Consider the following 22,615-nt stretch of genomic DNA (forward strand, 5'->3'; position numbering starts at 1 on the left):
GAGAGCATAGGGAATCGCACAGATGGCCGGGAGAGACGAAGGGAAACGAGGGGCAACGGGATGAAGGACAGCGGATGTTCCACCGGGAGCACCATGGGGGAGAACGCGACCGGTGAGGTCCGTGATGCCACCCCGACGCCCGTTCCCAAGGTGGTGGTCGGGGCCGGCGCGAGCCTCCTGGTCACCTTCCTCCTCGGCGGGCTCACCGCCGTACCGCCGCTCTCCATGGACATGTACCTCCCGGCCCTGCCGGAGGTCACGGGCGTCCTGCACACCTCGGCCGCCACCGCCCAGCTCACCCTCACCGCGTGCCTGACCGGCATGGCGCTCGGGCAGCTGGTGGTCGGCCCGATGAGCGACAAGTGGGGCCGGCGCAGACCGCTGATCGTCGGCCTGCTCATCTACATCGTGGCCACCGCGATCTGCGCCTTCGCGCCGAACGCCACCCTCCTCATCGCCTTCCGGCTCCTCCAGGGACTCGCGGGCTCGGCGGGCATCGTGATCGCCCGCGCCGTTGCGCGCGACCTCTACGACGGCGTCGCGATGGCGAGGTTCTTCTCCTCGCTGATGCTGATCTCCGGCATCGCCCCGATCGTGGCCCCGCTCATCGGCGGCCAGATCCTGCGGTTCACCGACTGGCGCGGCGTCTTCATCGTGCTCACCGTCATCGGCATCGCGCTCACCGCCGTCGTGTGGAAGTTCCTGCCGGAGACCCTCGCGCCGGAGCGGCGGCACAGCGGCGGCACCATGGAGGCGCTGCGCACGATGCGCGGCCTGCTCGCCGACCGCGTCTTCCTCGGCTACACGGTCGTCGGCGGCTTCGCGTTCGCGGCGCTCTTCGCCTACGTATCGGCCTCCCCGTTCGTGATCCAGGAGATCTACGGGGCGTCCCCGCAGACGTTCAGCCTCCTCTTCGGGCTCAACTCGATCGGCCTGATCGCCGTCGGCCAGCTCAACGGCAAGGTGCTCGTCGGCCGGGTCAACCTCGACAAGGTGCTCGGCATCGGCCTCACCCTGGTCGTCCTCGCCGCCGCCTTCCTCCTCCTGGCCGCGAGCGGCACCTTCGGAACGCCCGAGGAACTCGGCCTCGCCCCCATCGCCGCCGGCCTCTTCGTCCTCATGGCCTGCATGGCCCTGACCACGCCCAACACCAACGCCCTCGCCCTCATGCGCACCCCGCACGCGGCGGGCTCCGCGTCGGCGCTGCTCGGCACGTCCTCGTTCCTGATCGGCGCGATCGCCTCGCCGCTCGTCGGCATCGCGGGCGAGTACACGGCGGTCCCGATGGCGACGGTCCAGCTCGTCAGCGGCCTGGTGGCGGCGCTCGCCTTCGTGACCCTGTGCCGCCCCTGGCAACAGCGCGCGGCGGGTGAGCAGCGCTGAACGCGCCGAGACTGCGCCACGACACCCCCGAGCGGGCAGGGCTCGACGGGGAGCAGCTCGCCGGGCTCCTCTCCGATGTGCGCCGACTGCCCGAGGGCGCCCGGCCCTGGTGCGCCGGGGTCGTCGTGCTCGCGGGGCGCGGCCCGGTGATCGCGGCGGAGGCGGCGCACGGCTGGGCGGCGCGCTACGCGTCGTACGACGAGGCGACGGACACGGGCATCGAGCTGCCGCCCGAGGCCCGCGTCCCGATGACGGTGGACACCCCCTTCGACCTGGCCTCGCTCACCAAACTCTGCACCTCGATCGCCGCCGTGCAGCAGATCGAGCGCGGCAGACTCGGCATCGACGCGAAGGTCGGCGCGTACGTCCCCGAGTTCAAGGCCGCGGCCCGGGGCGCCATCACAGTCCGCCAGCTCCTCACCCACACCTCGGGCCTGCGCCCCGAACTCCCGCTGTACGACGCCCCGGACGCCGCCGCGCGAACGGCCCTGCTGCGCGCGGAGGCACCGTCCTCACCACCGGGCGACTACCTCTACTCCGACCTGAACATGCTGCTCCTCCAGCACGTCCTCGAACGCGTCACGGACCACCCCCTCGACGTCCTGATCCGCGAGGGCATCACCCGCCCCCTCGGCATGACCGCCACGTCGTACGGGCCGTGCCCGGGCGCCGCCGCCACCGAGGACCAGCGCCGCCCCTGGGCGAAGGCGGAGCGGGGCATGGTGCGCGGCGAGGTGCACGACGAGAACGCCTGGGCGCTCGGCGGCGTGGCCGGTCACGCGGGCCTCTTCTCCACGGCGTACGACCTGGCCGTCCTCTGCCGCACCCTCCTGACCGGCGGCTCCTACGGCACGGCCCGCATCCTCGGCCCCGACTTCGTCGACCTGATGCTGACCCCGCCCGGCCTCGGCTTCCGCCTCGACCAGTCGTGGTTCATGGGCGAACTGGCGGGTCGCGGCGCGGCGGGCCACACCGGTTTCACGGGCACGTCCCTGGTGATCGACCCGGCGACCGACACGTTCCTGGTCCTGCTCGCCAACACCGTGCACCCCCGCCGCCGCGGCCCCGCCAACGGCCCGCGGGTGGCGGCGGCGAACCGGGTGGCGCGGGCCGTGGTCTGACGCGGACCCGTGACCACCGCCACCGCTCCGTAGAATCGTGGGGTGAACGCCCCGCTCCAGTCGGCCTCCGACACCCTCCGGTCCACCCTCGCCGCGCTCCTCGACGGCCTCCCGCCCACGCAGGCGGCGAAGGCCGTCGAGCGGCTCATCGCGAACTACCGGGGGACCACCCCGACCGACGCCCCGATCCTGCGCGAGCGGGCCGACGTCGTGGCGTACGCGGCGTACCGGATGCCGGCCACGTTCGAGGCGGTGCGCTCCGCGCTCGACGCGCTGGACGCCGCGGCCGACTGGCGGCCCGCAGGCCACCTGGACATCGGGGGCGGCACGGGCGCGGCCGTGTGGGCGGCGCAGGACGTGTGGCCGGGGGAGCGGGCCACGACGGTCGTCGACTGGTCGCAGCCCGCACTCGACCTCGGCCGCGAACTGGCCTCACCGCAAAGCGACTTGGCGAATTCGGTGCGCTGGGAACGGGGTCGGATCGGCGCGCACGACACTCCCGAGGCCGACCTCGTCACCGTCTCGTACGTGCTCAAGGAGCTGACCGAGGCCGACCGGGCGGTCGTCGTCGACGCCGCCGCGCGGGCCGCCACCGGCGCCGTGGTGATCATCGAACCCGGCACCCCGGACGGCTACGCCCGCGTCATCGAGGCCCGGGACCGGCTCATCGCCGCCGGATTCCAGGTGGCCGCGCCCTGCCCGCACAGCGCCGCCTGCCCCATCGTGCCCGGCACGGACTGGTGCCACTTCTCGGCCCGGGTCGCCCGCTCCTCCCTCCACCGCCAGGTCAAGGGCGGCTCCCTCGCATACGAGGACGAGAAGTTCGCCTACGTCGCCGCGACCCGCTTCGACCCGACACCCGCCGAGGCCCGCGTGATCCGCAAGCCCCAGACCCGCAAGGGCCAGGTCCTCCTCGACCTCTGCGAGTCGAAGGGGACGCTGACCCGTACGACGGTGACCAAGAAACACGGCGCCGCTTACCGCGAGGCCCGGAACGTTGACTGGGGCGACGAGTGGGCCAACTAAGCCCCTCCGGCGATTGAGCAGGCCTTTTCAGCCCCTCCGGCGATTGAGGAGCGGGGTCCGGGGCAGAGCCCCGGGGTTCAGCGCAGCTCAAGCGTGCAGCACTTCACCGACCCACCCCCCTTCAACAACTCGCCGATATCCACCCCCACCGGCACAAACCCCCGCTCCCGCAGCGGCCCGAACAACCCCACCGCCCCCTGCGGCAGCACCACGTTCCGGCCGTCCGACACCGCGTTGAGGCCGAAGGCCCCCGCATCCTCCTCGGAGGCGATCAGCGCGTCGGGGAACATCCGCCGCAGCACCGCCCGGCTCCCGGGCGAGAACGCCGCCGGGTAGTACATGACGGAGTCGTCCGCGTCGTCCAGGACCGCGAGCGCCGTATCCAGGTGATAGCAGCGCGGGTCCACCAGATCGAGCCCGATCACCGGCCGCCCGAACACCTCCTGCGCCTCCCCGTGCGACAGCGGCGAGGCCCGGAAGCCCCGCCCCGCGAGTACGTACGAGGCGGTGACGGCGAAGTCGCCCTCGCCCTCGTTGACGTGGACGGGCTCGTGGACCTCGGCGTAGCCGTGCGCCCGGAACCACTCCAGGTGCGCGGCGGCCTCGGCCTCCCGTTCCCGGTGCGCGAATTGGGCGCCGAGTACCCGGCCGTCCACCACGGTCGCGCCGTTCGCCGCGAACACCATGTCCGGGAGGCCGGGGCGCGGGTCGAGCAGTTCCACGGTGTGACCGAGCCCGCGGTAGCGATCCCGCAGGACCTCCCACTGGGCGACCGCGAGCGGGACGTCGACGGGTTTCGTCGGGTCCATCCACGGGTTGATCGAGTACGTGACCTTGAAGTGTGCCGGTGGGCACATGAGATAGCGCCGGGGTGTGGCGCGACGTTCGACAAGGCTCGGATTACGCAATGAGGGCTCCTCCGACCGCAGGGCTGGGTGAAGCCCATGGTGCGGTCGGAGGAGCCCTCGGGGCTGTGAACCGAACGGGTGGTTCACAGCCGGCTCTGATCACGACGCGTCGTGCGTGCCGTTCTTCTCCTGCAGTTTGCGCAGGAGTTCACGCTTCTGCGCCACGGGGTCGGTGCCTCCGCCGCCGACGCGGCCACCACGGCCGCCGCCGCGCATCGCCTTGCGGGACATGTTGCTGCGGGCGCCACCGACGCCCAGCATGCCGCCTGCTCCACCTCGGGTCATGGTCGTATCTCCTTGGGTCATTGAGCCGCTGCGCCGCAACGATACGTATCGTCTCGTTGCCTGGATGTGCTCCACTGTGAGCGAGACGGTGCGTCTTGTCAAGGCCTCGCAAGACGGAACGTCTCGGCTCGCGCGCTGCTACATTCGAACCATGTCAGACACGAAGAGCCAGTCGGCGAAGAAGGCCGTCCCCGACGCCACCCGCCGCAGCGAACGTTCCCGCCGCGCGATCTACGACGCCGCCCTCGCCCTCGTAGGAGAGATCGGCTACCCGCGCACCACCATCGAGGGCATCGCCGCCCGCGCCGGTGTCGGCAAGCAGACGATCTACCGGTGGTGGGGCTCGAAGGCCGAGGTCCTGATGGAGGCCTTCATCGACCTCGGCGAGCGCAACCAGGAAGCCGCCGCCGAGAAGCACCCGGACTACCCGCTCGACTTCGACTCCCTGCCCGACACCGGCGACATCGAGGCAGACCTCAAGCTGGTGCTGCGCGCCACCGTCGACGAGCTCAAGGACCCCCGCTTCGAGGCCCCGGCCCGCGCGCTCGCCGCCGAGGGACTCGCCAACCGCGACTTCGCCGAGGATTTCGTCGCCAAGCTCCTCATGCCCGGACTCGACCTGTACGCGGCCAGGCTGCGCGCCGCGCAGGAGGCCGGCCAGATCCGCGCCGGGGTCGACCCACTGGTCGCCCGCGACCTCTTCTCAGGCCCGCTCGCCCAGCGCTGGCTGCAGAACACCGGCCCGCTCGACCACGCGTACGCGGACACGATCGTCGAGTACGCCCTCTACGGCATCGGCCCCCGCAACTAGCCGGAGAAGACCCCTCACATACCCCGGATATGGACTGTGGCCACCCGAGGCGCAGGATGGTGGGACACTTTTGGTCCAAGGTTCATCCGGACTCGGCACGACAGCAGTGGCTCGACGGCGATGGTGAGGGGATTGATGGGCGCGGAGCAGGGCCGCCGATTCGGCGGGCGGAGCGGTACCGAGGGGCGCACGACGGGCGGCCTGATCGCACGGTGGCTGAGGGGCGCGCGCGGCCCGAAGGACACCGCGGCCGCCGATGCGGCCCGCGAGGACCTGCTCTTCGCCGCTGCCGCCGCCGGACTGCCGCTGGCTCCGGCCGCGTACCCCTCCGACTACCGATGTTCGTGCAATCGCGTCGGCTGTCCGACCCCCGGCAGGCACCCCGTCTCCTTCGCCTGGCAGACCCAGTCCACGACGGACCGCGCGCAGATCGAGCGCTGGGCGAGGCATCAGCCGCAGGCCAATTTCATCACCGCGACCGGCATGGTCCACGACGTCCTCGACGTTCCGCTGGATGCTGGGCACGAGGCGCTGGAGCGGCTCCTTGCCGCCGGGATCGAGGTCGGGCCCGTCGCCGAGTCCGGCGGTGACCGCATGCTCTTCTTCACGGCGACGCGCGGGACGCCGGACGAGGAGGACGAGTGGTGGCCCTGCGAGCTGGACTGCCATCCCGAGACCATGGACGAGCATCCCGGGCTGCGGTGGCACTGCCGTGGGTCGTACGTTCTGGTGCCGCCGGCGCGGTTGCCCGGTGAGCGGGAGGTGTTCTGGGTGCGGGGTCTGGAGCATCCGCTTCCGGATCCGTTGACGTTGTTGGAAACGTTGACGGATGCGTGTGCGCGGTATGTGGGGGCGGAGGAGCCGGACTACACGTCGGCGTGGCCGTGATCAAGCCCGCATCTGGACGAGAGCCGGCGGGGTCCGGGGCGGAGCCCCGGGACCGCGACAACGGGTGACCGTCAGCTGCCTTCGGCCGTCGTGATGCCCTCCACCCGCGACACCACGTTCACCTTCCCCGAGGACTTCGGCGGGTCGATGGCCGCCTGGCCGGAGACGTAGCCGTACATCGCCGACTGCTTGGGCTCGCCCTTCATCAGCGCCTTCACGTCCTCCCCGATCGTGGGCAGGTTGCTGCCGGGGAACGCGGTCAGCTTCTCGTAGCGGCGGGTCGTGAAGAAGACGAGGGCGCCGCCGTTCTCGGTGCGCAGGGCCACAGGCGCGTAGTTGCCCTCGGTGAGGGGCTCGTCGATGAACTGCGTGGTGAGGCCGGGGCGCGTGTCGATCTTGTCGCGGGTCTGGCGCCAGCGCGTGGTGTGCAGGCCCGGGACGTAGCCGTCCCCGCCCTTCTTGAGGTACTGGATGTACTTCTTGCCCATGTCCTTCGGACGCTGCGCGAGACCCGACTCGTCCGGGTCGACGGCCTCGCCCAGGCCGTCCTTGTCCTGCTTGAACTTGGGGACCGTGCCCTCGCGGAACAGCGACAGGTACGAGACCGCCCACGGCGCGTTCTCGGCGTTGCGGGTGAAGACCATCACCCAGCGGTAGCCGGGCACCCGCTCGGTGTCCGAGTTCGACACGAACCAGCGCGGCCAGCCCGCCTTCTTCGGCACCGTGATCTGCGTGTCGGTGAGCTCCAGCGGCACGTGCTTCGGGTTGCCGTCCGGGTGGAGAGCGCGACCGGCCTTCAGCTTCGCCGCGTCGATCGCACCGAGCGCCCCGGTGACGTACTTCGCGTCGGCGTCGGCGTCGTAGTTCTTCTCCGCCTCGTTGTACGCGTCCACGAAGGTGTCGACGGCGCGCGCCGCCTGCCCCTTCGTGGTCGTCGGGACGATCTCCAACTCGCCGTGCACGGTCACACAGCCGCCGGCGGTGAGGGACAGCACGACCGCGGCCGCAGCCGCCGCGACCGGTCGGCCGAACCTGTTCCTGGCCTCGCTCATGACGTTCGACTCACCTTCCGCTCCCAGCCCCTGCCACGGGCCCGAACCCTACCGGGAAGAGGAGGCCCGCACTGCCGCGACCCTGCGGGAAAACAGTCCGGGAGGCGCGAAGAACAGGGCGAGAGTGGGGACAAGGTAGACGAACCAGACGGTTACCTGCAGAACCGTCGGGTCGGGCTGGAAGTTGAAGACGCCCTTCAGGAGCGTGCCGAGCCAGCCGTCGGGCGCGATCGTGGAACTGATGTCGAACGCCAGGTTGTTGAGGCCGCCGACGAATCCGGCCTCCTGGAGATCGTGGAAGCCGTACGCGAGGACGCCCGCCGCCACGACGACCAGCATCGCGCCGGTCCACGTGAAGAACTTCGCCAGGTTGATGCGGAGCGCGCCCCGGTAGAACAGCCAGCCGAGGAACACCGCCGTGGCGAGCCCGAGCAGCGCGCCGATCACCGGGTCCGTCGTGCCGTTGCTGGTGGCGTGCACCGCCGTCCACACGAACAGCGACGTCTCCAGGCCCTCACGGCCCACCGCGAGGAACGCCGTCACGACCAGCGCCACCGTGCCCATCTGCAGGGCGCTGTCGAGCTTTCCGTGCAGCTCCGTCTTCAGGTGCCGGGCCGTGCGCCGCATCCAGAACACCATCCACGTCACCAGGCCCACGGCGATGATCGACAGCGAACCGCCGAGCGCCTCCTGCGCCTTGAACGTCAGCTCCTGCGAGCCGAACTCCAGGCCCGCGCCGAAGGCGAGGGACACGAGGACGGCGGCCCCGATGCCCGCCCACACCGGCTTCAGGGCGTCCCTGCGCTCCGTCTTCACCAGGTACGCGACGAGGATGCACACGATGAGGCTGGCTTCGAGCCCCTCACGCAGCCCGATCAGGTAGTTGGCGAACATCGCGCCTCACGCCCCCTTCTGCTTCTGCTTCTGCTCGAAGAGGCCGCGGCCCCACCAGTCACTGCCGTCCCGCACCCCCGGCGGCACCGCGAACACCGCCGAACCGACGTGCTGGATGTACTCGTTGAGCGCGTCGGTCGCGAGGCTGCGCTGCACCGGGATGAACCCCTTGCGCATGTCCTTCTGGTACGCGAGGAAGAACAGGCCCGCGTCGAGCCGGCCGAGGCCGTCCGTGCCGTCGGTGAACGAGTAGCCGCGGCGCAGCAGCGTCGCCCCGTGGTTGGAGTCGGGGTGCGCGAGCCGCACGTGCGCGTCCGGCTTCATCGCCTTCAGGAACGGCTCGTCGCGCTCCTTCGCCTTGCCGACCGGAGCGCCCACGCCCTTGTCCCGGCCGAACACGTCCTCCTGCTCCTGAAGCGACGTACGGTCCCAGGTCTCGACGTTCATCCGGATCCGGCGGGCGACCAGATACGAGCCGCCCTTCATCCAGTCGGCACCGTCGCCCGGGGAGTCCACCCACACGTGCTCGGCGAGGCGGTCCTTCTCGGTGCCCGCGATATTGCGGGTGCCGTCCTTGAAGCCCATCAGGTTACGAGGGGTCTGCGCGTCCGGCGTCGTCGACGACGTCTTGCCGAAGCCGAGCTGCGACCAGCGGATGGCGACCTTGCCCATGCCGATCCGGGCGAGATTGCGGATCGCGTGCACGGCGACCTGTGGGTCGTCGGCGCAGGCCTGTACGCACAGATCGCCGCCGCTGCGGGTCCTCTCCAGGTTCTCGCCGGGGAACTTCGGCAGGTCGACGAGCGCCTCCGGGCGCCTGTCGGCGATGCCGAAGGCCTTCCCGTGCTTCTCGAAGAGGGAGGGGCCGAAGCCGATCGTCAGCGTGAGCCGGGACGGCTGAAGTCCCAGCGCCTCGCCCGTGTCGTCCGGCGGCGCCTCGGCGAGCCCGCCGTACGCGCCCTCGCCGACGGTGTGCCCCTCGGTCATCCGCGCGGCGGCCTTCGTCCAGTCCTTCAGGAGCTGCACGAACTCCTCGCGGTCGGCCGTCTTCACGTCGAACGCCGCGAAGTGCAGCCGGTCCTGCACCGCCGTGGCGATCCCGGCCTGGTGCGCGCCGTGGAACGGCACCGCGCCGCCCGCCTCGCCGGCGGGCTGCATGTCCGAGCCGTCGTCGGACCGGGCCAGGGCGACGGCGCCGCCCGCGGCCGCGGCGCCGAGCGCGAGCCCGGCGCCGCCGACGGTGAGCAGGGAACGCCGGGAAGGGGAAGGGGAGTTGGAGGTCTCGTCGTCCGCCATGGCGGCCCTCTCCTCGTGGTGCGTGTGCATGTACTCGGCTACTTGACGATGGCTACTTGACGACCGCGGCGGCCAGCTTGGACAGCGGCTCCGCCAGCGCGTTGACCGCGTCGGACAGCTCCTTCTGCTCCGCCTTGCCGACCTTGTCGTAGGACGTGAACTCGTAACTGCTCTTGTCCTCGCGGTACTTGTCGAGCAGCGTGTCGAGCGCGGCGAACTGCTTGTCCAGCTCCTTGGTCAGCGCGGCGTCGTTCTTCGACGCGACCGGCTTGAGCAGCTCGTACGCCTTCTCGGCGCCCTCGACGTTGGCCTTGAAGTCGACGAGGTCGGTGTGCGAGTAGCGCTCCTCCTCGCCGGTGACCTTGCCGGTGGCGACCTCGTCGAGCAGCTCCTTGGCGCCGTTGGCCATGGAGGTGGGCGTGATCTCCGCCTTGCCGACGCGCTGCTGCCAGTCCTCGAGGTCCTTGTCGAGCCGGTCGGCGAGCCCCTTCTCGGTCTTGCCGATCTTCTTGTCCTTCCACAGCGCCTTCTCCAGGCGGTGCCAGCCGGTCCACTTCTGGCCCTCTTCGAGGCCGTCGGCCCGCACGTCGACCTTCGGGTCGATGTCACCGAAGGACTCGGCGACCGGCTCGGTGCGCTCCCAGCCGATACGGGAGGGGGCGTACGCCTTCTTGGCGGCCGCGAGGTCGCCGTCGCGGACGGCGTCGGTGAACGTCTTCACCTTCGGCAGCGTCTCGTCGGCCTGCGTCTGGGTGTACTGGCGGTAGGCGGCGACGGCGTCGTCGAGTCGCGGGTCCCGCTTCGCCGTGCTCTTCCCGCCGGTCACCTTGACGTCCTGGCGGTGGCCCTTGCCCTTCATGCCGGGGATGCAGGCGATGCGGTAGTCGCCGCTCTTCACCTCGGCGGTGAGGCTGTGCCTGGTGCCGGGGCCGATGTTCTCGCGCTCGGAGACGATCCGGTCGTCCGGGAAGAGGATCTCGACCTCGGTGACCCGGGACCCCTTGTTCTCGACCGCCAACTCCACGTGCCCCGCCGGGAACTGCTTCTTCGAGACCTTGCAGCTGTCGTCGTCGGCGGTCACCTTGATCGAACCGGAACCGGCGCCCTTGGCGTCGCTTTTCTGAGTGCAGCCCGTGACGGCGGTCAGAACGGCGACCGCGGCGACGGCAGTGGAAACGGTGAGTCGGGCGGCGCGCATGCAGGCTCCAAGACGTACAGCAGCAGTACAGGGGGTGCACAGGAACAGGGGGTAACTAAGGCGGACCTAACTTATATGAGGCTTACCTCAGTGCCACCCATGGGCAAGTCAGGGGAGGGTCAAGTGCCGGTCAAGCGCCGGATGTCGCGTGGTTGACTTCCGGCATGAACGAGTACGGCATCGAGTACGACGTGGTGCGTGTCTTCTGCGCCCCCGACGGCGGGGAGGGCAACGCGCTGGGCGTCGTCCGTGACGGCTCCCGCCTGCGCGACCGGGACGAGCGGCAGGCGTTCGCGACCAAATTGGGCTTCAGCGAGACGGTCTTCGTCGACGATCCCGAGCGCGGCGTCATCGACATCTACACGCCGACCGCGCGCCTGCCGTTCGCCGGGCACCCCTGCGTCGGCACGGCCTGGCTGCTCGACGTACCGGAACTCGTCGTGCCCGCGGGTGTCGTCGGGGCGCGCCAGGACGGCGAGTTCAGCTGGGTCGAGGCGCGCGCGGAGTGGGTGACCGGCCGTACGTTGCGGCAGTACGACTCCGTCGCCGAGGTCGACGCGCTGCCGGTTCCTCCGGCGGGGGAGTGGATCTACGCGTGGGCCTGGGAGGACGAGGCGGCGGGCCGGGTCAGGGCCCGCGGCTTCCCCGGCCGCGGCGACGGCATCGTGGAGGACGAGGCGACGGGAGCGGCGGCACTGGCGCTCACCACCCGACTCGACCGCGCCCTCAACATCCGCCAGGGCCGCGGCTCCCAAATCCTGACGGCCCCCCAGCCGGGCGGTTCGGTAGAGGTGGGCGGCCGGGTCCGGCTAGCTTGACGGGTCGGTGGCGGGTGAGCATTTCCAGCCCCGCCGGCGATTGAGGCGCGGGGTCCGGGGCAGAGCCCCGAGGCCGTAACGCCGGTGCCGCGAAACGATCACGCGGCCGACCGAAACTCTTCGCCCAGCCCGCGAAACACCCCCGTATTCAAGGCGAACGCCGCCTTGCACTCGGCGACAACCCGCTGCTTCTCCAACTCATCCACGGCGATCGCATCAAGCAGCTCCCGGTAGTGCCGCTTGAACGCCGCAGGGTTGGAGACGCCCTCAAAAACGTAGAACCGCACGCCGTCCCCCTTGCGCGCGAACCCCCACGTCTTCTCCGCCTTGTCGCGGATGATCTGCCCACCCGAGAGGTCGCCCAGGTAGCGCGTGTAGTGGTGCGCCACATACCCACCCGGCCAGGACGCCGCACACTCCGCGACCCGCTCCGCGTACGCCCGCGTCTGCGGCAGCGCGGACACGGTCTCCCGCCAGTCAGGACCCCGCAGATGTGCGAGGTCGCGCTCCAGCTCGGGTACGCGCAGCAGCTCCGGCTGAATGAACGGCCCGGCCACCGGATCCTCGGCAAGGTGCTTGGCGCCGTCCTCAAGTGCCCGGTAAACGAACCACAGTTGCTCCGTGTACCGCGCGTACGCGTCCACGCCGAGCCGCCCGCCGAGCAGATCACCCATGAACGTCGACGTCTCCGCCTCCGTGTGCTGCTCGTGCGAAGCGGTGCGGATCAGAGTGGAGAACGGGGTGTCCATAAGGGGCCTCCGCCGATGAGTATTAATTAGGTTAGGCTTGCCTAATATTACAGCCTTCCCGACACGCTGTCGGTAAAAACCTACCCGGTTCTCCGATCAGGGGAACGTAAACAGCAGAGCCCGCCCCACAAAGGGGCGGGCTCGATGCGCGAGAGGCGTCGGCTACGGCAGCGTGAGGATCTCCGTGCCGCTCTCCGTGACGACGAGCGTGTGCTCGAACTGGGCGGTCCGCTTGCGGTCCTTCGTGACGACGGTCCAGCCGTCCTCCCACATGTCGTACTCGTACGTGCCGAGCGTGAGCATCGGCTCGATCGTGAACGTCATGCCGGGCTGGATCACGGTCGTGGCCTGCGGGGAGTCGTAATGCGGGATGATCAGGCCGCTGTGGAACGACGAGTTGATGCCGTGCCCGGTGAAGTCGCGCACGACGCCGTACCCGAACCTCTTCGCGTACGACTCGATGACCCGGCCGATGATGTTGATCTGGCGGCCCGGCTTGACGGCCTTGATGGCACGGTCGAGGGACTCACGGGTCCGCTCGACGAGCAGCCTCGACTCCTCGTCGACGTCGCCCACCAGGTACGTGGCGTTGTTGTCGCCGTGCACGCCGCCGATGTACGCGGTGACGTCGAGGTTGACGATGTCGCCGTCCTTGAGGACGGTCGAGTCCGGGATGCCGTGGCAGATGACCTCGTTGACGCTCGTGCACAGCGACTTCTGGAAGCCGCGGTAGCCGAGCGTGGACGGGTACGCGCCGTGGTCGCACATGTACTCGTGCGCGATCCGGTCCAACTCGTCCGTGGTGACACCCGGGGCGATCGCCTTCGCCGCCTCCGCCATGGCCCGCGCGGCGATCCGTCCGGCGATCCGCATCGCCTCGACGGTCTCCGGGGTCTGCACCTCGGGGCCCGTGTACGGGGTCGGCGCGGGCTTGCCGACGTACTCGGGGCGCCGGATGTTCCCGGGCACGGAACGGGTGGGGGAGATCTCCCCCGGAACGAGCAGGGCGGACGACGCCCCCGACTGACCAGACATGCCAGCGAGTGTAACGAGCGCGCGTGGGGGAGCATGGCGGGGACGAGAGGAGCCGCCGTGGCGCTGTTCAAGAAGCGAACCGTCGGAAAGCCGGGCGAGTGGTACTACTGCCTGGAGCACAAGAAGGTCGAGGAGGGGCCGGAGTGCCCCAACAAGGACCGTTTCGGCCCCTACGCCTCCCGCGAGGAGGCCCAACACGCGATGGACACCGCGAAGGAACGAAACCTGGAGTGGGACAACGATCCCAAGTGGAACAAGGAGAGCCCGCAGTAGGACGAGAGCCCGCGGGGTCCGGGGCAGAGCCCCGCGCGGGTGGGCGACACCTCACCACCGCGCGGGCGGCGGCGCCGTCAAGTGATCCGCAAGCCGGGACAACCGATCCCGAAACCCCCGCCGCCCCCGCGGAGCGGCTGCCGCGTTCTCGCCGGCCGCCGCACTGACCAGATGCTGCACCGTGTCGAGATCGAGGTCCGTGTCGCCGGGAACGCTCAGCCCGTCATGGGCCATGGCGTGCAGATCCCCACCGCCGGAGGCCTCCGCGTCGAGCGCCAGGATCGTCGCCCCCGCGCGGCGCGCATCGTGCACCCGCTCGAGGAGAGGAGCGCCCGGCTCGGTCGGCGTGACCACGAGGAGCGTCTCGCCGCGCCGCGCCGCCTCGAGCCGGCCGAGGCCGACGGCCAGATGCGCGGGGTCGTCCGGACGCGCCGCGTGCCGTACGAGGGTGGGGGCCAGCTCGGGCGTCCCGGACCAGGCCGCCTCGTCGACCAGATGGGCCGCCAGATGCCAGGGCTCGTACGTCGGGGAGCCCACGAGGAGGAGCCCGCCACCGTGCGCGGCGACCGAGGAACGCAGCGCCCCGGCGAAGCGGCGGGTGGCGGAGGGCCACTCGGTTCCGGCGAGTACCTCGCGCAGCAATGCTACTCGTACGGCGTCCATGGGGTCGCATGGTGCCTCAAGTGGTCTGCCGGTTCGTCTGGTTCGAGGGAAGTCCGCCCGTACGAGACACATACCCTTGAGTAGGGTCGCTGCATGACCTCTACCGAAAGCAGCCCGAGCGGCCAGAAGGCCCCGGCCAAGGACCCCTGGGACCTCCCCGACGTCTCCGGACTCGTCGTCGGCGTCCTCGGCGGAACCGGACCCCAGGGCAAGGGCCTCGCCTACCGCTTCGCCCGCGCGGGCCAGAAGGTGATCCTCGGCTCCCGCGCCGCCGAGCGCGCGCAGTCCGCCGCCGACGAGCTCGGCCTCGGCATCGAGGGTGCCGACAACGCCGAGTGCGCCCGCCGCAGCGACATCGTGATCGTCGCCGTGCCGTGGGACGGCCACGGCGCCACCCTCGAAGCCCTGCGCGAGGACCTCGCGGGCAAGCTCGTCGTCGACTGCGTCAACCCGCTCGGCTTCGACAAGAAGGGCGCGTACGCCCTGAAGCCGGAGGAGGGGAGCGCGGCGGAACAGGCCGCGGCGCTGCTCCCGGACTCGCGGGTCACCGCCGCCTTCCACCACCTGTCGGCCGTGCTGCTCATCGACCCGGAGGTCGACGAGATCGACACCGACGTGATGGTGCTCGGCGAGGAGCGTGCCGACGTGGAGACGGTCCAGGCGCTCGCCGGCCGCGTCCCCGGTATGCGCGGCATCTTCTCGGGCCGCCTCAGGAACGCCCACCAGGTCGAGTCCCTGGTCGCGAACCTCATCTCGGTGAACCGCCGCTACAAGGCGCACGCGGGACTGCGCGTAACCGACGTATAGGCACGTACGGGGTGCCTTCCGGCGCTCACGGGGCATGGGGGACACTGGTCGGCGTACTACCCGCCGCGCCGCCGTCTGGAGCCGACCCCCATGCCCCGCATCGCACTGTTCTCCCTGGTCGTCTGCGCCCTGGCCGTCGTGGCGGCCGTGGTCTCCTTCGTCGAGGGCAGCTTCCTCGGGATCGTGTGGGTGCTGATCGCGGGTGTCACGTCGAACATGACGTGGTTCTACCTGCGCAAGGCGAAGGCCGAGAAGCAGGCCACGCAGACCCAGGCCGCGCCCACCGCCTGACCTCGCCCACTGCCTGAATCTCGCCTACTGCGTGAACGTCGGGATCTCCGGGGTGCCCTGCCAGAACCGGTAGAACTGCAGACCCCAGTACGTGTCCCACTCGTGCACGCCGAGCGCGGCAAGGACCCAGTCGACCGCGTCGAAGAACCACTGGTTGATCTCCGGGATCCACAGCACGGCGAAAACGGCGAGCATGCCGAACGGCGCGAACGGCTCCACCTGCCGCCGGACCTTCTGCGACAGCCACGGCTCGATCACCCCGTACCCGTCCAGACCCGGTACGGGAAGGAAGTTCAGGATCGCCGCGGTCACCTGGAGCAGGGCGAGGAACCCGAGCGCGTAACGGAAGGTGTCCGGCACCCCGTCCAGCGCGTCCAGCCAGAACGGCGCCGTGCACACGATCGCGAACAGCACGTTCGTCAGCGGTCCCGCCGCCGAGATCAGGCTGTGCCGCCAGCGCCCCCGGATCCGCCCCCGCTCGATGAACACGGCGCCGCCGGGCAGTCCGATCCCGCCCATGATCACGAAGATGACCGGGAGCACGATGCTGAGCAGCGCGTGGGTGTACTTGAGCGGGTTCAGGGTCAGATAGCCCTTCGCGCCGATCGAGATGTCGCCGCTGTGCAGCGCCGTGCGCGCGTGCGCGTACTCGTGCAGACAGAGCGAGACGACCCAGGCGCCCGTCACGAACAGGAACACCGCGAAGCCCGGCTGGGACGCGAAGTCCGTCCACACCGCCCAGCCGGCCACCGCCGTGATCGCGGCGATGCCGAGGAAGACGGGGCTGATCCTGTTGTCGCCGCGGCGTGCGGTGGCGGTGGTCATGGGGTGGAACTCCCGGGGCAGACTGGTCGGCTGGCTCACCGAACGTACTCGCTGTATGCGGGAAACGTGTCGCGGTACTGCGGGAGTTCCGGACAAGGTAGGGGCATGACGAGGTCGAGGCAGGTACCAGGCGCGGTGGTCGAACGGCAGCGGGGAGAATAGGTCCGTGCGCTACCGCATCCTCGGCACCACCCAGGCATTCCGCGACGACGGCACGGCCGTCCCGGTCGGCGGGGCGCGGCTGCGTGCCCTGCTCACGGTGCTCGCGCTGCGGCCCGGCCGCCCCGTACCCGTCGCGTTCCTCGTCGACGAGGTGTGGGGCGAGGAGCCGCCCGCGGACGCGGCGGGTGCGCTGCAGGCGTTGATCGGGCGGCTGCGCAGGGCCCTGGGGGCGGAGGTGATCACCTCGTCCGAGGGCGGCTACCGGCTCGCCGCCGCCGCGGACGACGTCGACCTGTTCCGCTTCGAGCGGCTGACCGCCGACGGGGCGCGGGCCCTCGCGGACGGTGCCCCGGAGAAGGCGCTCGACCTTCTCGACGACGCGCTCGCGTTGTGGCGGGGGCCCGCGCTCGCCGATCTTCCGGACCGGTCGACCGAGACCACGCGGTGGGACACCCGGCACCTCGACGCCCGGCGCGTTCGGCTTGCCGCGTATCTGGCGCTTGGCCGGGCGGATGAGGTGCTGCCGGAGCTGACCTCGCTCTGTGACGCGCATCCGTTGGACGAGCCGTTGCAGGTGCTGCGGCTGCGGGCGTTGCGCTCCGCGGGGCGGGGAGCGGAGGCGCTGGCCGCTTACGAGGGGGTGCGGCGGGGGTTGGCGGACACGTTGGGGGCGGACCCCGGGCCGGAACTCCGAGCGTTGCACGAGGAGTTGCTCACGCCACGGGGCTCCGCCCCGGACCCCGCTGCTCAATCGCCGCAGGGGCTGGATTTGGCCCACCCGCCACAGGGGCTGGACGGTGCGGACGAGTCCGCCGCCTTGGGCAATCTGCCGCCTGGGGCGGCAGGGTGGGCAAGGCGGCCCCCGGCGCAGGCCGCACCCGCTACGGCCCCCGCCCCGGGTAACCTCCGCGCCCGGCTCACCTCGTTCGTCGGGCGCACGGGCGACATCGATGCCATCCGTGCCGATCTGGGCCGCGTGCGGCTGGTCACCCTGCTCGGGCCCGGCGGCGCGGGCAAGACGCGGCTTTCGCAGGAGGTCGCGGAGGGGCTCGGGACCGCCCCGGACGGCGTGTGGCTCGCGGAGTTGGCGCCGGTCAGTGATCCGGCCGCCGTGGCGGAGGCGGTCGTCAGTGCGCTCGGGGCCCGGGAGACCGTGCTGCGCGGCGCCGGCGCCGAAGAGCTTCGCGTCGCGGGGGAGCGGCAGGGCGACGACCCCCTCGTGCGGCTCGTGGAGCACTGCGAGGACCGCCGCCTCCTGCTGATCCTCGACAACTGCGAGCACGTCATCGACGCGGCCGCCGCCCTCGCCGACGACCTCCTCGCCCACTGCCCCGGTGTCACGATCCTGGCGACGAGCCGCGAACCCCTCGGCGTACCGGGCGAGTTGTTGTACCCGGTGGAACCGCTCCCGGAGCCGTACGCGCTGCGGCTGTTCGGTGAGCGTGCCGCCGCCGTGCGCCCCGGCTTCACCGTGGACGAGGCCCCGGACGCGGTGGGCGAGATCTGCCGCCGCCTCGACGGCCTCCCGCTCGCCATCGAACTCGCCGCGGCGCGCCTGCGCATGCTCACGCCCCGCCAGATCGCCGACCGCCTCGACGACCGATTTCGTCTCCTCACCTCCGGCGCCCGCACCGCCCTGCCCCGCCAGCAGACGCTCCGCGCGGTCGTCGACTGGTCGTGGGACCTGCTCGACGAGCCGGAGCGCGCCACTCTCGCCCGCCTCTCCGTGTTCAGCGGCGGCTGCGACCTGTCCGCGGCCGAGTCGGTCTGCGGTCCGGACGCGCTCGACGCCCTGGCCTCCCTCGTCGACAAGTCGCTCGTGGTCGCCGCCCCGGAGGAGGGCAGCGGCGACATGCGCTACCGCCTCCTCGAAACCGTCTCCGAGTACGCGGACGACCGCCTCGACGAGTCCGGGGAGCGCCCCGCCGCCGAGCGCGCCCACCTCACGTACTACCGCGAACTCGCCCGTACCACCGACCCGTTGCTCCGCGGCAGCGGCCAGCGCGCCGCCATCGCCCGGATCGAGCGGGACTACGAGAATCTGCGCACGGCCCTGCGGCACGCGGTCGCGGCGCGTGACGAGCAGGAGGCGTTCAGCCTCGTCCTGTCCCTGTCCTGGTTCTGGCAGATGCGGGACCTGCGCGTCGACGCCCGTACGTGGACGGGGGAGGCCGCGGCGCTCGGCCCCGACCCGTTCGCCGGGCCCGGCAGCCCCGCCCCGCCGCTCTTCGAGCGCTGCACCGACACCCCGCCCCCGCTGACCGGCGAGCTCTTCGAAGAGGCGCGCCGCCAGGTCCATCTGTGCCGGCTCGGCTACATGGACATGGAGATGGACCACTGGCAGACGGAGGTGGGCCAGGACCGGCTGCGCGCCGTCCTCGAGACCTACCGCGCCGACCTCCCGCAGGCCTGCCGCCCGCCCGGGAACATCTGGTACTTCGCCGTCCTGTTGACCGGCGACATGGGCCGGCTTCAGGAGCTCGCCGCGGTGTCCACGCGGACCTGCCGCGAGCTCGGCTACGACTGGGAGCTGGCGCTCGTCCTCCAGATGCGGGCCAACGTGTTCGCCAACCGCAGCGACTGGGCCGAGGAAGGGCTCGCGTACGCCGACGAGTCGCTGGAGCTGTTCAGTCGGCTCGGCGACGAGTGGGGGACGGCCGAGGCGCTGTCCGCGCGCGGTGAGGCGCGCGAGAAGCTCGGCGACTTCGAGGGCTCCGCCGCCGACTACACGCGCGCCCGTGAGGTCGCGCACAGCATGGGCGCCCACTCCCAGGCCGCGATCCTCCAGGTCAGGCTCGGCCAGACGCTCATCGAGCAGGGGAACATCGAGGGGGGCGAGGCGCTGCTGTGGGAGTCGCTGGAGGACGGGCGCCGGCACACCAACGAGTCCAGGCCCGCCGCCCGCCTCTTCCTCGTCTCCCATCTCTCGTTCACCGGCCGCACCGTCGAGGCCCGTGAGCAACTCGCCTTGCTGCGCAGTGAGTTCAGGGTGGCGCAGATCGGGTTCTTCCACGGCATGACCATCGGCATGGAGGCGATGATCGACACCGTCGACGGGCACACCGAGGACGCCGTCGCGAACGTACAGCGCTGCCTCGACATCGCGCGGGACCCGCTGGCCGCGCTCGTCATGCCGCAACTGGTGGGGCTGCATCTGTGCACGGCGGCCCGGGCCATCGTCCAGCGGGGCGGGGAGGGCGACGCGGTGGCCGCCGCGCGGCTCATGGGCGCGGCCGACGCGGCGATGCCCGAGGGCCACAAGCCGGCCGTACTCGAACGCAATTGGCGCGAGGCCGCGGCGGCGGAGACCCGCGAGCTGCTCGACGAGGCGACGTACGAGCGGGCATACGCAGAGGGCGGCGGCCTCTCCTTGGAGGAGGCCACCGCCCTGTTGGACGACTGACGACCGACGCGAATCGACCCGGTCGCCCGGACCCGTTCTGCGCGGGGTCAGCTCTTGGTGGTGAACTTACGGATCGCGATCGGCGCCATGACGGCCGTCAGCACTGCCGTCCACCCGAGGGTCACCCACAGGTCGTGGGCGACCGGGCCGCCGACCATCATTCCGCGGCAGGCGTCCGCGAGGGACGAGATCGGGTTCCAGTCGGTGAAGGCCTGCAGCCAGCCCGGCATCGACTTGGTCGGCGCGAAGATCGACGAGCCGAACTGCAGCGGCATCATCACCAGGAAGCCCATGGCCTGCACGGCCTGCGCGCTCTTCATGACCACGCCGAGCGTCAGGAAGATCCACATGAGGGCGGAGCCGAACAGCGCGGTCAGGCCGATGGCACCGAACAGACCGGCCCAGCTGGTGATGTCGAATCCGACGAGCAGCGCGACGATCATCAGGACCGTGGTGGCGACGAGGAGCCGCAGCATCTCCACGACCACCTTGGCGATGAGCACCGATCCGCGGCCGATGGGCAGGGACCGGAAGCGGTCCATGATGCCCTTCTGGAAGTCCTCGTTGAAGCCGGTGCCGACGCCCTGCGCGATGTTCATGCTCATCATCGCGACCATGCCGGGGATCACGTACTGCACGTACGCGTCCTGGCCGCCGCCCATCGCGGAGCCGATCGAGCCGCCGAATACGTACACGAACAGGAGCGTGAAGACGATCGGCATCAGGACCGCGTCCATCATCGACTCCGGGTCGTTGCGGATCCACAGCAGATTGCGGCGGATCAGCGCGCCCGTGTGACGCAGATGGCCACTCAGGCCGATCTTGGGGTCGGCCTCGACGGTGATCGTGGGGGCCGCAGGGGGAGCGGCAAGGGTGGTGGCACTCATACGGCGGCCTCCTCGAGTTCGGGCCTGGCGTCCTCCGGAGCGGAGGCCTTGTGGCCGGTGATGGACAGGAACACCTCGTCCAGGCTGGGCAGTTCGGTGGTGATGGAGCCGATCGTGATGCCCCGCGCGGTGACCGCGCCGACCACGGCGGTGAGCTGCTCGTCGCTGAGTACGGGGACCAGGACGGACCCGGAGTGGGTGTCCACGGTGGTGGTGGCGAGGCCCGTGAGCCCCATGTCGTCTATCGCGTGCGCCAGCGGGCGCAGCTCCAGCTCGTCGGCCGGTCGGATCCGCAGGGTGCGGCCGCCGACCCTCGCCTTGAGCTCGTCGATGCCGCCACGCGCGATGACCTTGCCGTGGTCGACGACGGTGAGCTCGGAGGCCAGCTCCTCGGCCTCGTCCATGTACTGGGTGGTGAGCAGGACGGTGACGCCGTCGCGCACCATGTTCTGGACCTCTTCCCACACCTCGTTACGCGTACGGGGGTCGAGGCCGGTCGTCGGCTCGTCCAGGTAGAGGACGTGCGGGCGGCCGATCATCGACGCCGCGAGGTCGAGGCGGCGGCGCATACCGCCGGAGTACGTCTTCGCGGGGCGGCCGGCGGCGTCCGTGAGCGAGAAGCGCTCCAGCAGGGCGTCGGCGCGGGCCTTGGCGTCCTTCCTGGACAGGTCGAGCAGCCGCCCGATCATGTACAGGTTCTCCCGGCCGGAGATCTTCTCGTCGACCGAGGCGTACTGGCCGGTGAGGCCGATCACGCGGCGCAGCTGGCGGGGCTGGCGCACCGCGTCGTAGCCCGCCACGATCGCCGTGCCGGCGTCGGGGGTGATGAGGGTGGAGAGGCAGCGGACGAGGGTGGTCTTGCCGGCGCCGTTCGGACCGAGGACACCCATGACGGTGCCCTCGTGTACGTCCAGGTCCACGCCGTCCAGGGCCTTGGTCGCGCCGTAGTGCTTGACCAGTCCCCTCACGGATACGGCGACCGGTCGGTCGCTCAGGGAGTTCTTGTCGATTCGCGTCATGCCCTCAAGGTGTCAGCCCCCACCGACAACCCACCGACACCCGACCGACAACGGGTGGCTGCCGCCGATACGGTGCCGACAGGGGGGGCGGGTTGGTGGTGGACGCCTACGGCACTGGCAGGCGGCACCGCTCCTTCTCTGACTGCGCCGGTCCCCGCCCATCTCTCATTTCGGCGGGGCGGCGCTTGGGCGCGGGCCAATGCCGGGTCAGGCGTCCGCGGTACGAGTACGCGGCACCGTCCCTCCTCCGGCTGTGCCGGTCCTTGGTCATCTCCCGCCGCCCGCCCCCTCCGGGGGCTTCGGCCCGTCCGGGGCGGGGGCGGTGCCGGGGTCGGCGCCTTCGGTCATGGGTGCGCGGCACCGGGGGCCGCCTTGCCCACGGTGCCGCCCTGGGCGGCAGATTGCCCAAGTCGGGGCGGCGGCACCCCGTGAGGCGGACGTTCCGGTGGGGTGGGGCAAATCGAGTTGCCCGAGGCGGGGTGGCGGCACCTTGTGAGGCGGACGTGCCGGAGGGGCGGTGCGGCACAGTCCCTTCTGCGGCTGTGCCGGTCCTCGCTCATCTCCCGCCGCCCGCCCCCTCCGGGGGCTTCGGCCGGGCCGGGGGTGGTGCCGGGGTCGGTGCCTGTCGTGATGGGTGTGCGGTGCCGTGGGCCGCCTTGCCCACCCTGCCGCCCCAGGCGGCAGATTGCCCAAGTCGGGGCGGCGGCACCCCGTGAGGCGGACGTTCCGGTGGGGTGGGGCAAATCGAGTTGCCCGAGGCGGGGTGGCGGCAGCCTGTGAGGCCGAGGTTCCGGAGGGGCGGGCAAATCAAGTTGCCCGAG

General features: G+C 71.0%; 22 protein-coding genes. 10 read left to right on the forward strand and 12 right to left on the reverse strand.

Features of this window, described 5'->3' with window-relative positions; genetic code table 11:
• Positions 1-93: 93 nt before the first annotated feature.
• The 3 genes from OG746_RS29710 to OG746_RS29720 are packed head-to-tail and all read left to right on the forward strand — an operon-like array spanning position 94 to position 3,530.
• Positions 94-1,383: a multidrug effflux MFS transporter gene (locus OG746_RS29710; RefSeq protein WP_266720248.1), complete on the forward strand. Its 1,290-nt coding sequence runs from the start codon at positions 94-96 to the stop codon at positions 1,381-1,383.
• The gene (locus OG746_RS29715) at positions 1,380-2,504 is read left to right on the forward strand and encodes a serine hydrolase domain-containing protein (protein WP_524540541.1); all 1,125 of its coding nucleotides are present in this window, start codon (positions 1,380-1,382) and stop codon (positions 2,502-2,504) included. The genes OG746_RS29710 and OG746_RS29715 overlap by 4 nt, the downstream gene beginning before the upstream one ends.
• 42 nt (positions 2,505-2,546) lie before the next feature.
• The gene (locus tag OG746_RS29720) at positions 2,547-3,530 is read left to right on the forward strand and encodes a small ribosomal subunit Rsm22 family protein (protein WP_266720252.1); all 984 of its coding nucleotides are present in this window, start codon (positions 2,547-2,549) and stop codon (positions 3,528-3,530) included.
• 77 nt (positions 3,531-3,607) lie between these two features.
• Here the strand turns inward: OG746_RS29720 and ddaH are convergent, their stop codons facing one another.
• On the reverse strand, positions 3,608-4,438 hold the full coding sequence (gene ddaH, locus OG746_RS29725) for a dimethylargininase (RefSeq protein WP_524540492.1): 831 nt from the start codon (positions 4,436-4,438) through the stop codon (positions 3,608-3,610).
• Between the two features lie 99 nt (positions 4,439-4,537).
• Entirely contained in the window at positions 4,538-4,723 is a 186-nt protein-coding gene (locus OG746_RS29730) for a DUF6243 family protein (protein ID WP_266720254.1), read from the reverse strand.
• Between the two features lie 151 nt (positions 4,724-4,874).
• On the opposite strand from OG746_RS29730, the gene OG746_RS29735 reads away from it, so the two are divergent.
• Both OG746_RS29735 and OG746_RS29740 read left to right on the forward strand, forming a co-directional pair.
• Positions 4,875-5,534 (forward strand): TetR/AcrR family transcriptional regulator, encoded by a 660-nt coding sequence (locus OG746_RS29735; protein WP_266720256.1) that lies wholly within the window; start codon positions 4,875-4,877, stop codon positions 5,532-5,534.
• A gap of 135 nt (positions 5,535-5,669) precedes the next feature.
• Positions 5,670-6,422 carry a bifunctional DNA primase/polymerase gene (locus OG746_RS29740; RefSeq protein WP_266720258.1) on the forward strand — a complete coding sequence of 251 codons (753 nt, stop codon included), beginning with the start codon at positions 5,670-5,672 and terminating at the stop codon, positions 6,420-6,422.
• Positions 6,423-6,493: 71 nt separating this feature from the next.
• On the opposite strand, the gene OG746_RS29745 is transcribed toward OG746_RS29740, so the two are convergent.
• From OG746_RS29745 to efeO, 4 genes are read right to left on the reverse strand one after another with little or no spacing between them, the layout of a single operon-like run.
• A complete protein-coding gene (locus OG746_RS29745) occupies positions 6,494-7,474 on the reverse strand; it encodes an SCO2278 family lipoprotein (protein WP_266720260.1) in 981 nt (326 codons plus the stop codon).
• A 48-nt stretch (positions 7,475-7,522) separates the two neighbouring features.
• Positions 7,523-8,368, reverse strand: a complete 846-nt coding sequence (gene efeU / locus OG746_RS29750) for an iron uptake transporter permease EfeU (protein WP_266720262.1) — start codon at positions 8,366-8,368, stop codon at positions 7,523-7,525.
• A 6-nt stretch (positions 8,369-8,374) separates the two neighbouring features.
• Positions 8,375-9,694, reverse strand: coding sequence for an iron uptake transporter deferrochelatase/peroxidase subunit (gene efeB / locus OG746_RS29755; RefSeq protein WP_524540493.1), 1,320 nt, complete (start codon positions 9,692-9,694; stop codon positions 8,375-8,377).
• Between the two features lie 22 nt (positions 9,695-9,716).
• Positions 9,717-10,862: an iron uptake system protein EfeO gene (efeO, locus tag OG746_RS29760; protein ID WP_266720264.1), complete on the reverse strand. Its 1,146-nt coding sequence runs from the start codon at positions 10,860-10,862 to the stop codon at positions 9,717-9,719.
• 164 nt (positions 10,863-11,026) lie between these two features.
• Between efeO and OG746_RS29765 the strand changes: the two genes are divergently transcribed.
• Positions 11,027-11,680: a PhzF family phenazine biosynthesis protein gene (locus OG746_RS29765; RefSeq protein WP_266720266.1), complete on the forward strand. Its 654-nt coding sequence runs from the start codon at positions 11,027-11,029 to the stop codon at positions 11,678-11,680.
• A 98-nt stretch (positions 11,681-11,778) separates the two neighbouring features.
• On the opposite strand, the gene OG746_RS29770 is transcribed toward OG746_RS29765, so the two are convergent.
• A complete protein-coding gene (locus tag OG746_RS29770; RefSeq protein WP_266720268.1) occupies positions 11,779-12,429 on the reverse strand; it encodes a biliverdin-producing heme oxygenase in 651 nt (216 codons plus the stop codon).
• A 162-nt stretch (positions 12,430-12,591) separates the two neighbouring features.
• Complete coding sequence (map, locus tag OG746_RS29775) at positions 12,592-13,464, reverse strand: type I methionyl aminopeptidase (RefSeq protein ID WP_266720270.1); 873 nt, start codon at positions 13,462-13,464, stop codon at positions 12,592-12,594.
• Between the two features lie 57 nt (positions 13,465-13,521).
• Here map and OG746_RS29780 point away from each other — a divergent pair, with 57 nt between their 5' ends.
• A complete protein-coding gene (locus OG746_RS29780) occupies positions 13,522-13,737 on the forward strand; it encodes a hypothetical protein (protein WP_266720272.1) in 216 nt (71 codons plus the stop codon).
• Between the two features lie 51 nt (positions 13,738-13,788).
• Here the strand turns inward: OG746_RS29780 and OG746_RS29785 are convergent, their stop codons facing one another.
• Positions 13,789-14,400 (reverse strand): hypothetical protein, encoded by a 612-nt coding sequence (locus OG746_RS29785; protein ID WP_266720274.1) that lies wholly within the window; start codon positions 14,398-14,400, stop codon positions 13,789-13,791.
• A gap of 93 nt (positions 14,401-14,493) precedes the next feature.
• Here OG746_RS29785 and npdG point away from each other — a divergent pair, with 93 nt between their 5' ends.
• Both npdG and OG746_RS29795 read left to right on the forward strand, forming a co-directional pair.
• On the forward strand, positions 14,494-15,207 hold the full coding sequence (gene npdG, locus OG746_RS29790) for an NADPH-dependent F420 reductase (protein WP_266720276.1): 714 nt from the start codon (positions 14,494-14,496) through the stop codon (positions 15,205-15,207).
• Between the two features lie 90 nt (positions 15,208-15,297).
• On the forward strand, positions 15,298-15,498 hold the full coding sequence (locus tag OG746_RS29795; RefSeq protein ID WP_266720278.1) for a hypothetical protein: 201 nt from the start codon (positions 15,298-15,300) through the stop codon (positions 15,496-15,498).
• 24 nt (positions 15,499-15,522) lie between these two features.
• Here OG746_RS29795 and OG746_RS29800 read toward each other — a convergent pair whose 3' ends face one another.
• Entirely contained in the window at positions 15,523-16,323 is an 801-nt protein-coding gene (locus OG746_RS29800; RefSeq protein ID WP_266720280.1) for a site-2 protease family protein, read from the reverse strand.
• A 166-nt stretch (positions 16,324-16,489) separates the two neighbouring features.
• On the opposite strand from OG746_RS29800, the gene OG746_RS29805 reads away from it, so the two are divergent.
• Entirely contained in the window at positions 16,490-19,888 is a 3,399-nt protein-coding gene (locus tag OG746_RS29805) for an AfsR/SARP family transcriptional regulator (RefSeq protein WP_266720282.1), read from the forward strand.
• Between the two features lie 47 nt (positions 19,889-19,935).
• Here OG746_RS29805 and OG746_RS29810 read toward each other — a convergent pair whose 3' ends face one another.
• Both OG746_RS29810 and OG746_RS29815 read right to left on the reverse strand, forming a co-directional pair.
• Positions 19,936-20,775, reverse strand: a complete 840-nt coding sequence (locus OG746_RS29810) for an ABC transporter permease (RefSeq protein WP_266720284.1) — start codon at positions 20,773-20,775, stop codon at positions 19,936-19,938.
• The gene (locus OG746_RS29815; protein ID WP_266720286.1) at positions 20,772-21,794 is read right to left on the reverse strand and encodes an efflux ABC transporter ATPase subunit, DrrA-related; all 1,023 of its coding nucleotides are present in this window, start codon (positions 21,792-21,794) and stop codon (positions 20,772-20,774) included. The genes OG746_RS29810 and OG746_RS29815 overlap by 4 nt, the downstream gene beginning before the upstream one ends.
• Positions 21,795-22,615: the final 821 nt, after the last annotated feature.

Source organism: Streptomyces sp. NBC_01016 (assembly GCF_026341035.1).
Classification (GTDB): domain Bacteria; phylum Actinomycetota; class Actinomycetes; order Streptomycetales; family Streptomycetaceae; genus Streptomyces.

Excerpts from the sequence above, each read along its gene's own strand:
- OG746_RS29710 (WP_266720248.1), top strand. The coding sequence starts at position 94 with ATGGGGGAGAACGCGACCGGTGAGGTCCGTGATGCCACCCCGACGCCC.
- OG746_RS29730 (WP_266720254.1), bottom strand. The coding sequence starts at position 4,723 with ATGACCCGAGGTGGAGCAGGCGGCATGCTGGGCGTCGGTGGCGCCCGC.
- OG746_RS29735 (WP_266720256.1), top strand. The coding sequence starts at position 4,875 with ATGTCAGACACGAAGAGCCAGTCGGCGAAGAAGGCCGTCCCCGACGCC.
- OG746_RS29740 (WP_266720258.1), top strand. The coding sequence starts at position 5,670 with ATGGGCGCGGAGCAGGGCCGCCGATTCGGCGGGCGGAGCGGTACCGAG.
- OG746_RS29745 (WP_266720260.1), bottom strand. The coding sequence starts at position 7,474 with ATGAGCGAGGCCAGGAACAGGTTCGGCCGACCGGTCGCGGCGGCTGCG.
- efeU (WP_266720262.1), bottom strand. The coding sequence starts at position 8,368 with ATGTTCGCCAACTACCTGATCGGGCTGCGTGAGGGGCTCGAAGCCAGC.
- efeB (WP_524540493.1), bottom strand. The coding sequence starts at position 9,694 with ATGCACACGCACCACGAGGAGAGGGCCGCCATGGCGGACGACGAGACC.
- efeO (WP_266720264.1), bottom strand. The coding sequence starts at position 10,862 with ATGCGCGCCGCCCGACTCACCGTTTCCACTGCCGTCGCCGCGGTCGCC.
- OG746_RS29765 (WP_266720266.1), top strand. The coding sequence starts at position 11,027 with ATGAACGAGTACGGCATCGAGTACGACGTGGTGCGTGTCTTCTGCGCC.
- OG746_RS29770 (WP_266720268.1), bottom strand. The coding sequence starts at position 12,429 with ATGGACACCCCGTTCTCCACTCTGATCCGCACCGCTTCGCACGAGCAG.
- map (WP_266720270.1), bottom strand. The coding sequence starts at position 13,464 with ATGTCTGGTCAGTCGGGGGCGTCGTCCGCCCTGCTCGTTCCGGGGGAG.
- OG746_RS29785 (WP_266720274.1), bottom strand. The coding sequence starts at position 14,400 with ATGGACGCCGTACGAGTAGCATTGCTGCGCGAGGTACTCGCCGGAACC.
- npdG (WP_266720276.1), top strand. The coding sequence starts at position 14,494 with ATGACCTCTACCGAAAGCAGCCCGAGCGGCCAGAAGGCCCCGGCCAAG.
- OG746_RS29795 (WP_266720278.1), top strand. The coding sequence starts at position 15,298 with ATGCCCCGCATCGCACTGTTCTCCCTGGTCGTCTGCGCCCTGGCCGTC.
- OG746_RS29800 (WP_266720280.1), bottom strand. The coding sequence starts at position 16,323 with ATGACCACCGCCACCGCACGCCGCGGCGACAACAGGATCAGCCCCGTC.
- OG746_RS29810 (WP_266720284.1), bottom strand. The coding sequence starts at position 20,775 with ATGAGTGCCACCACCCTTGCCGCTCCCCCTGCGGCCCCCACGATCACC.
- OG746_RS29815 (WP_266720286.1), bottom strand. The coding sequence starts at position 21,794 with ATGACGCGAATCGACAAGAACTCCCTGAGCGACCGACCGGTCGCCGTA.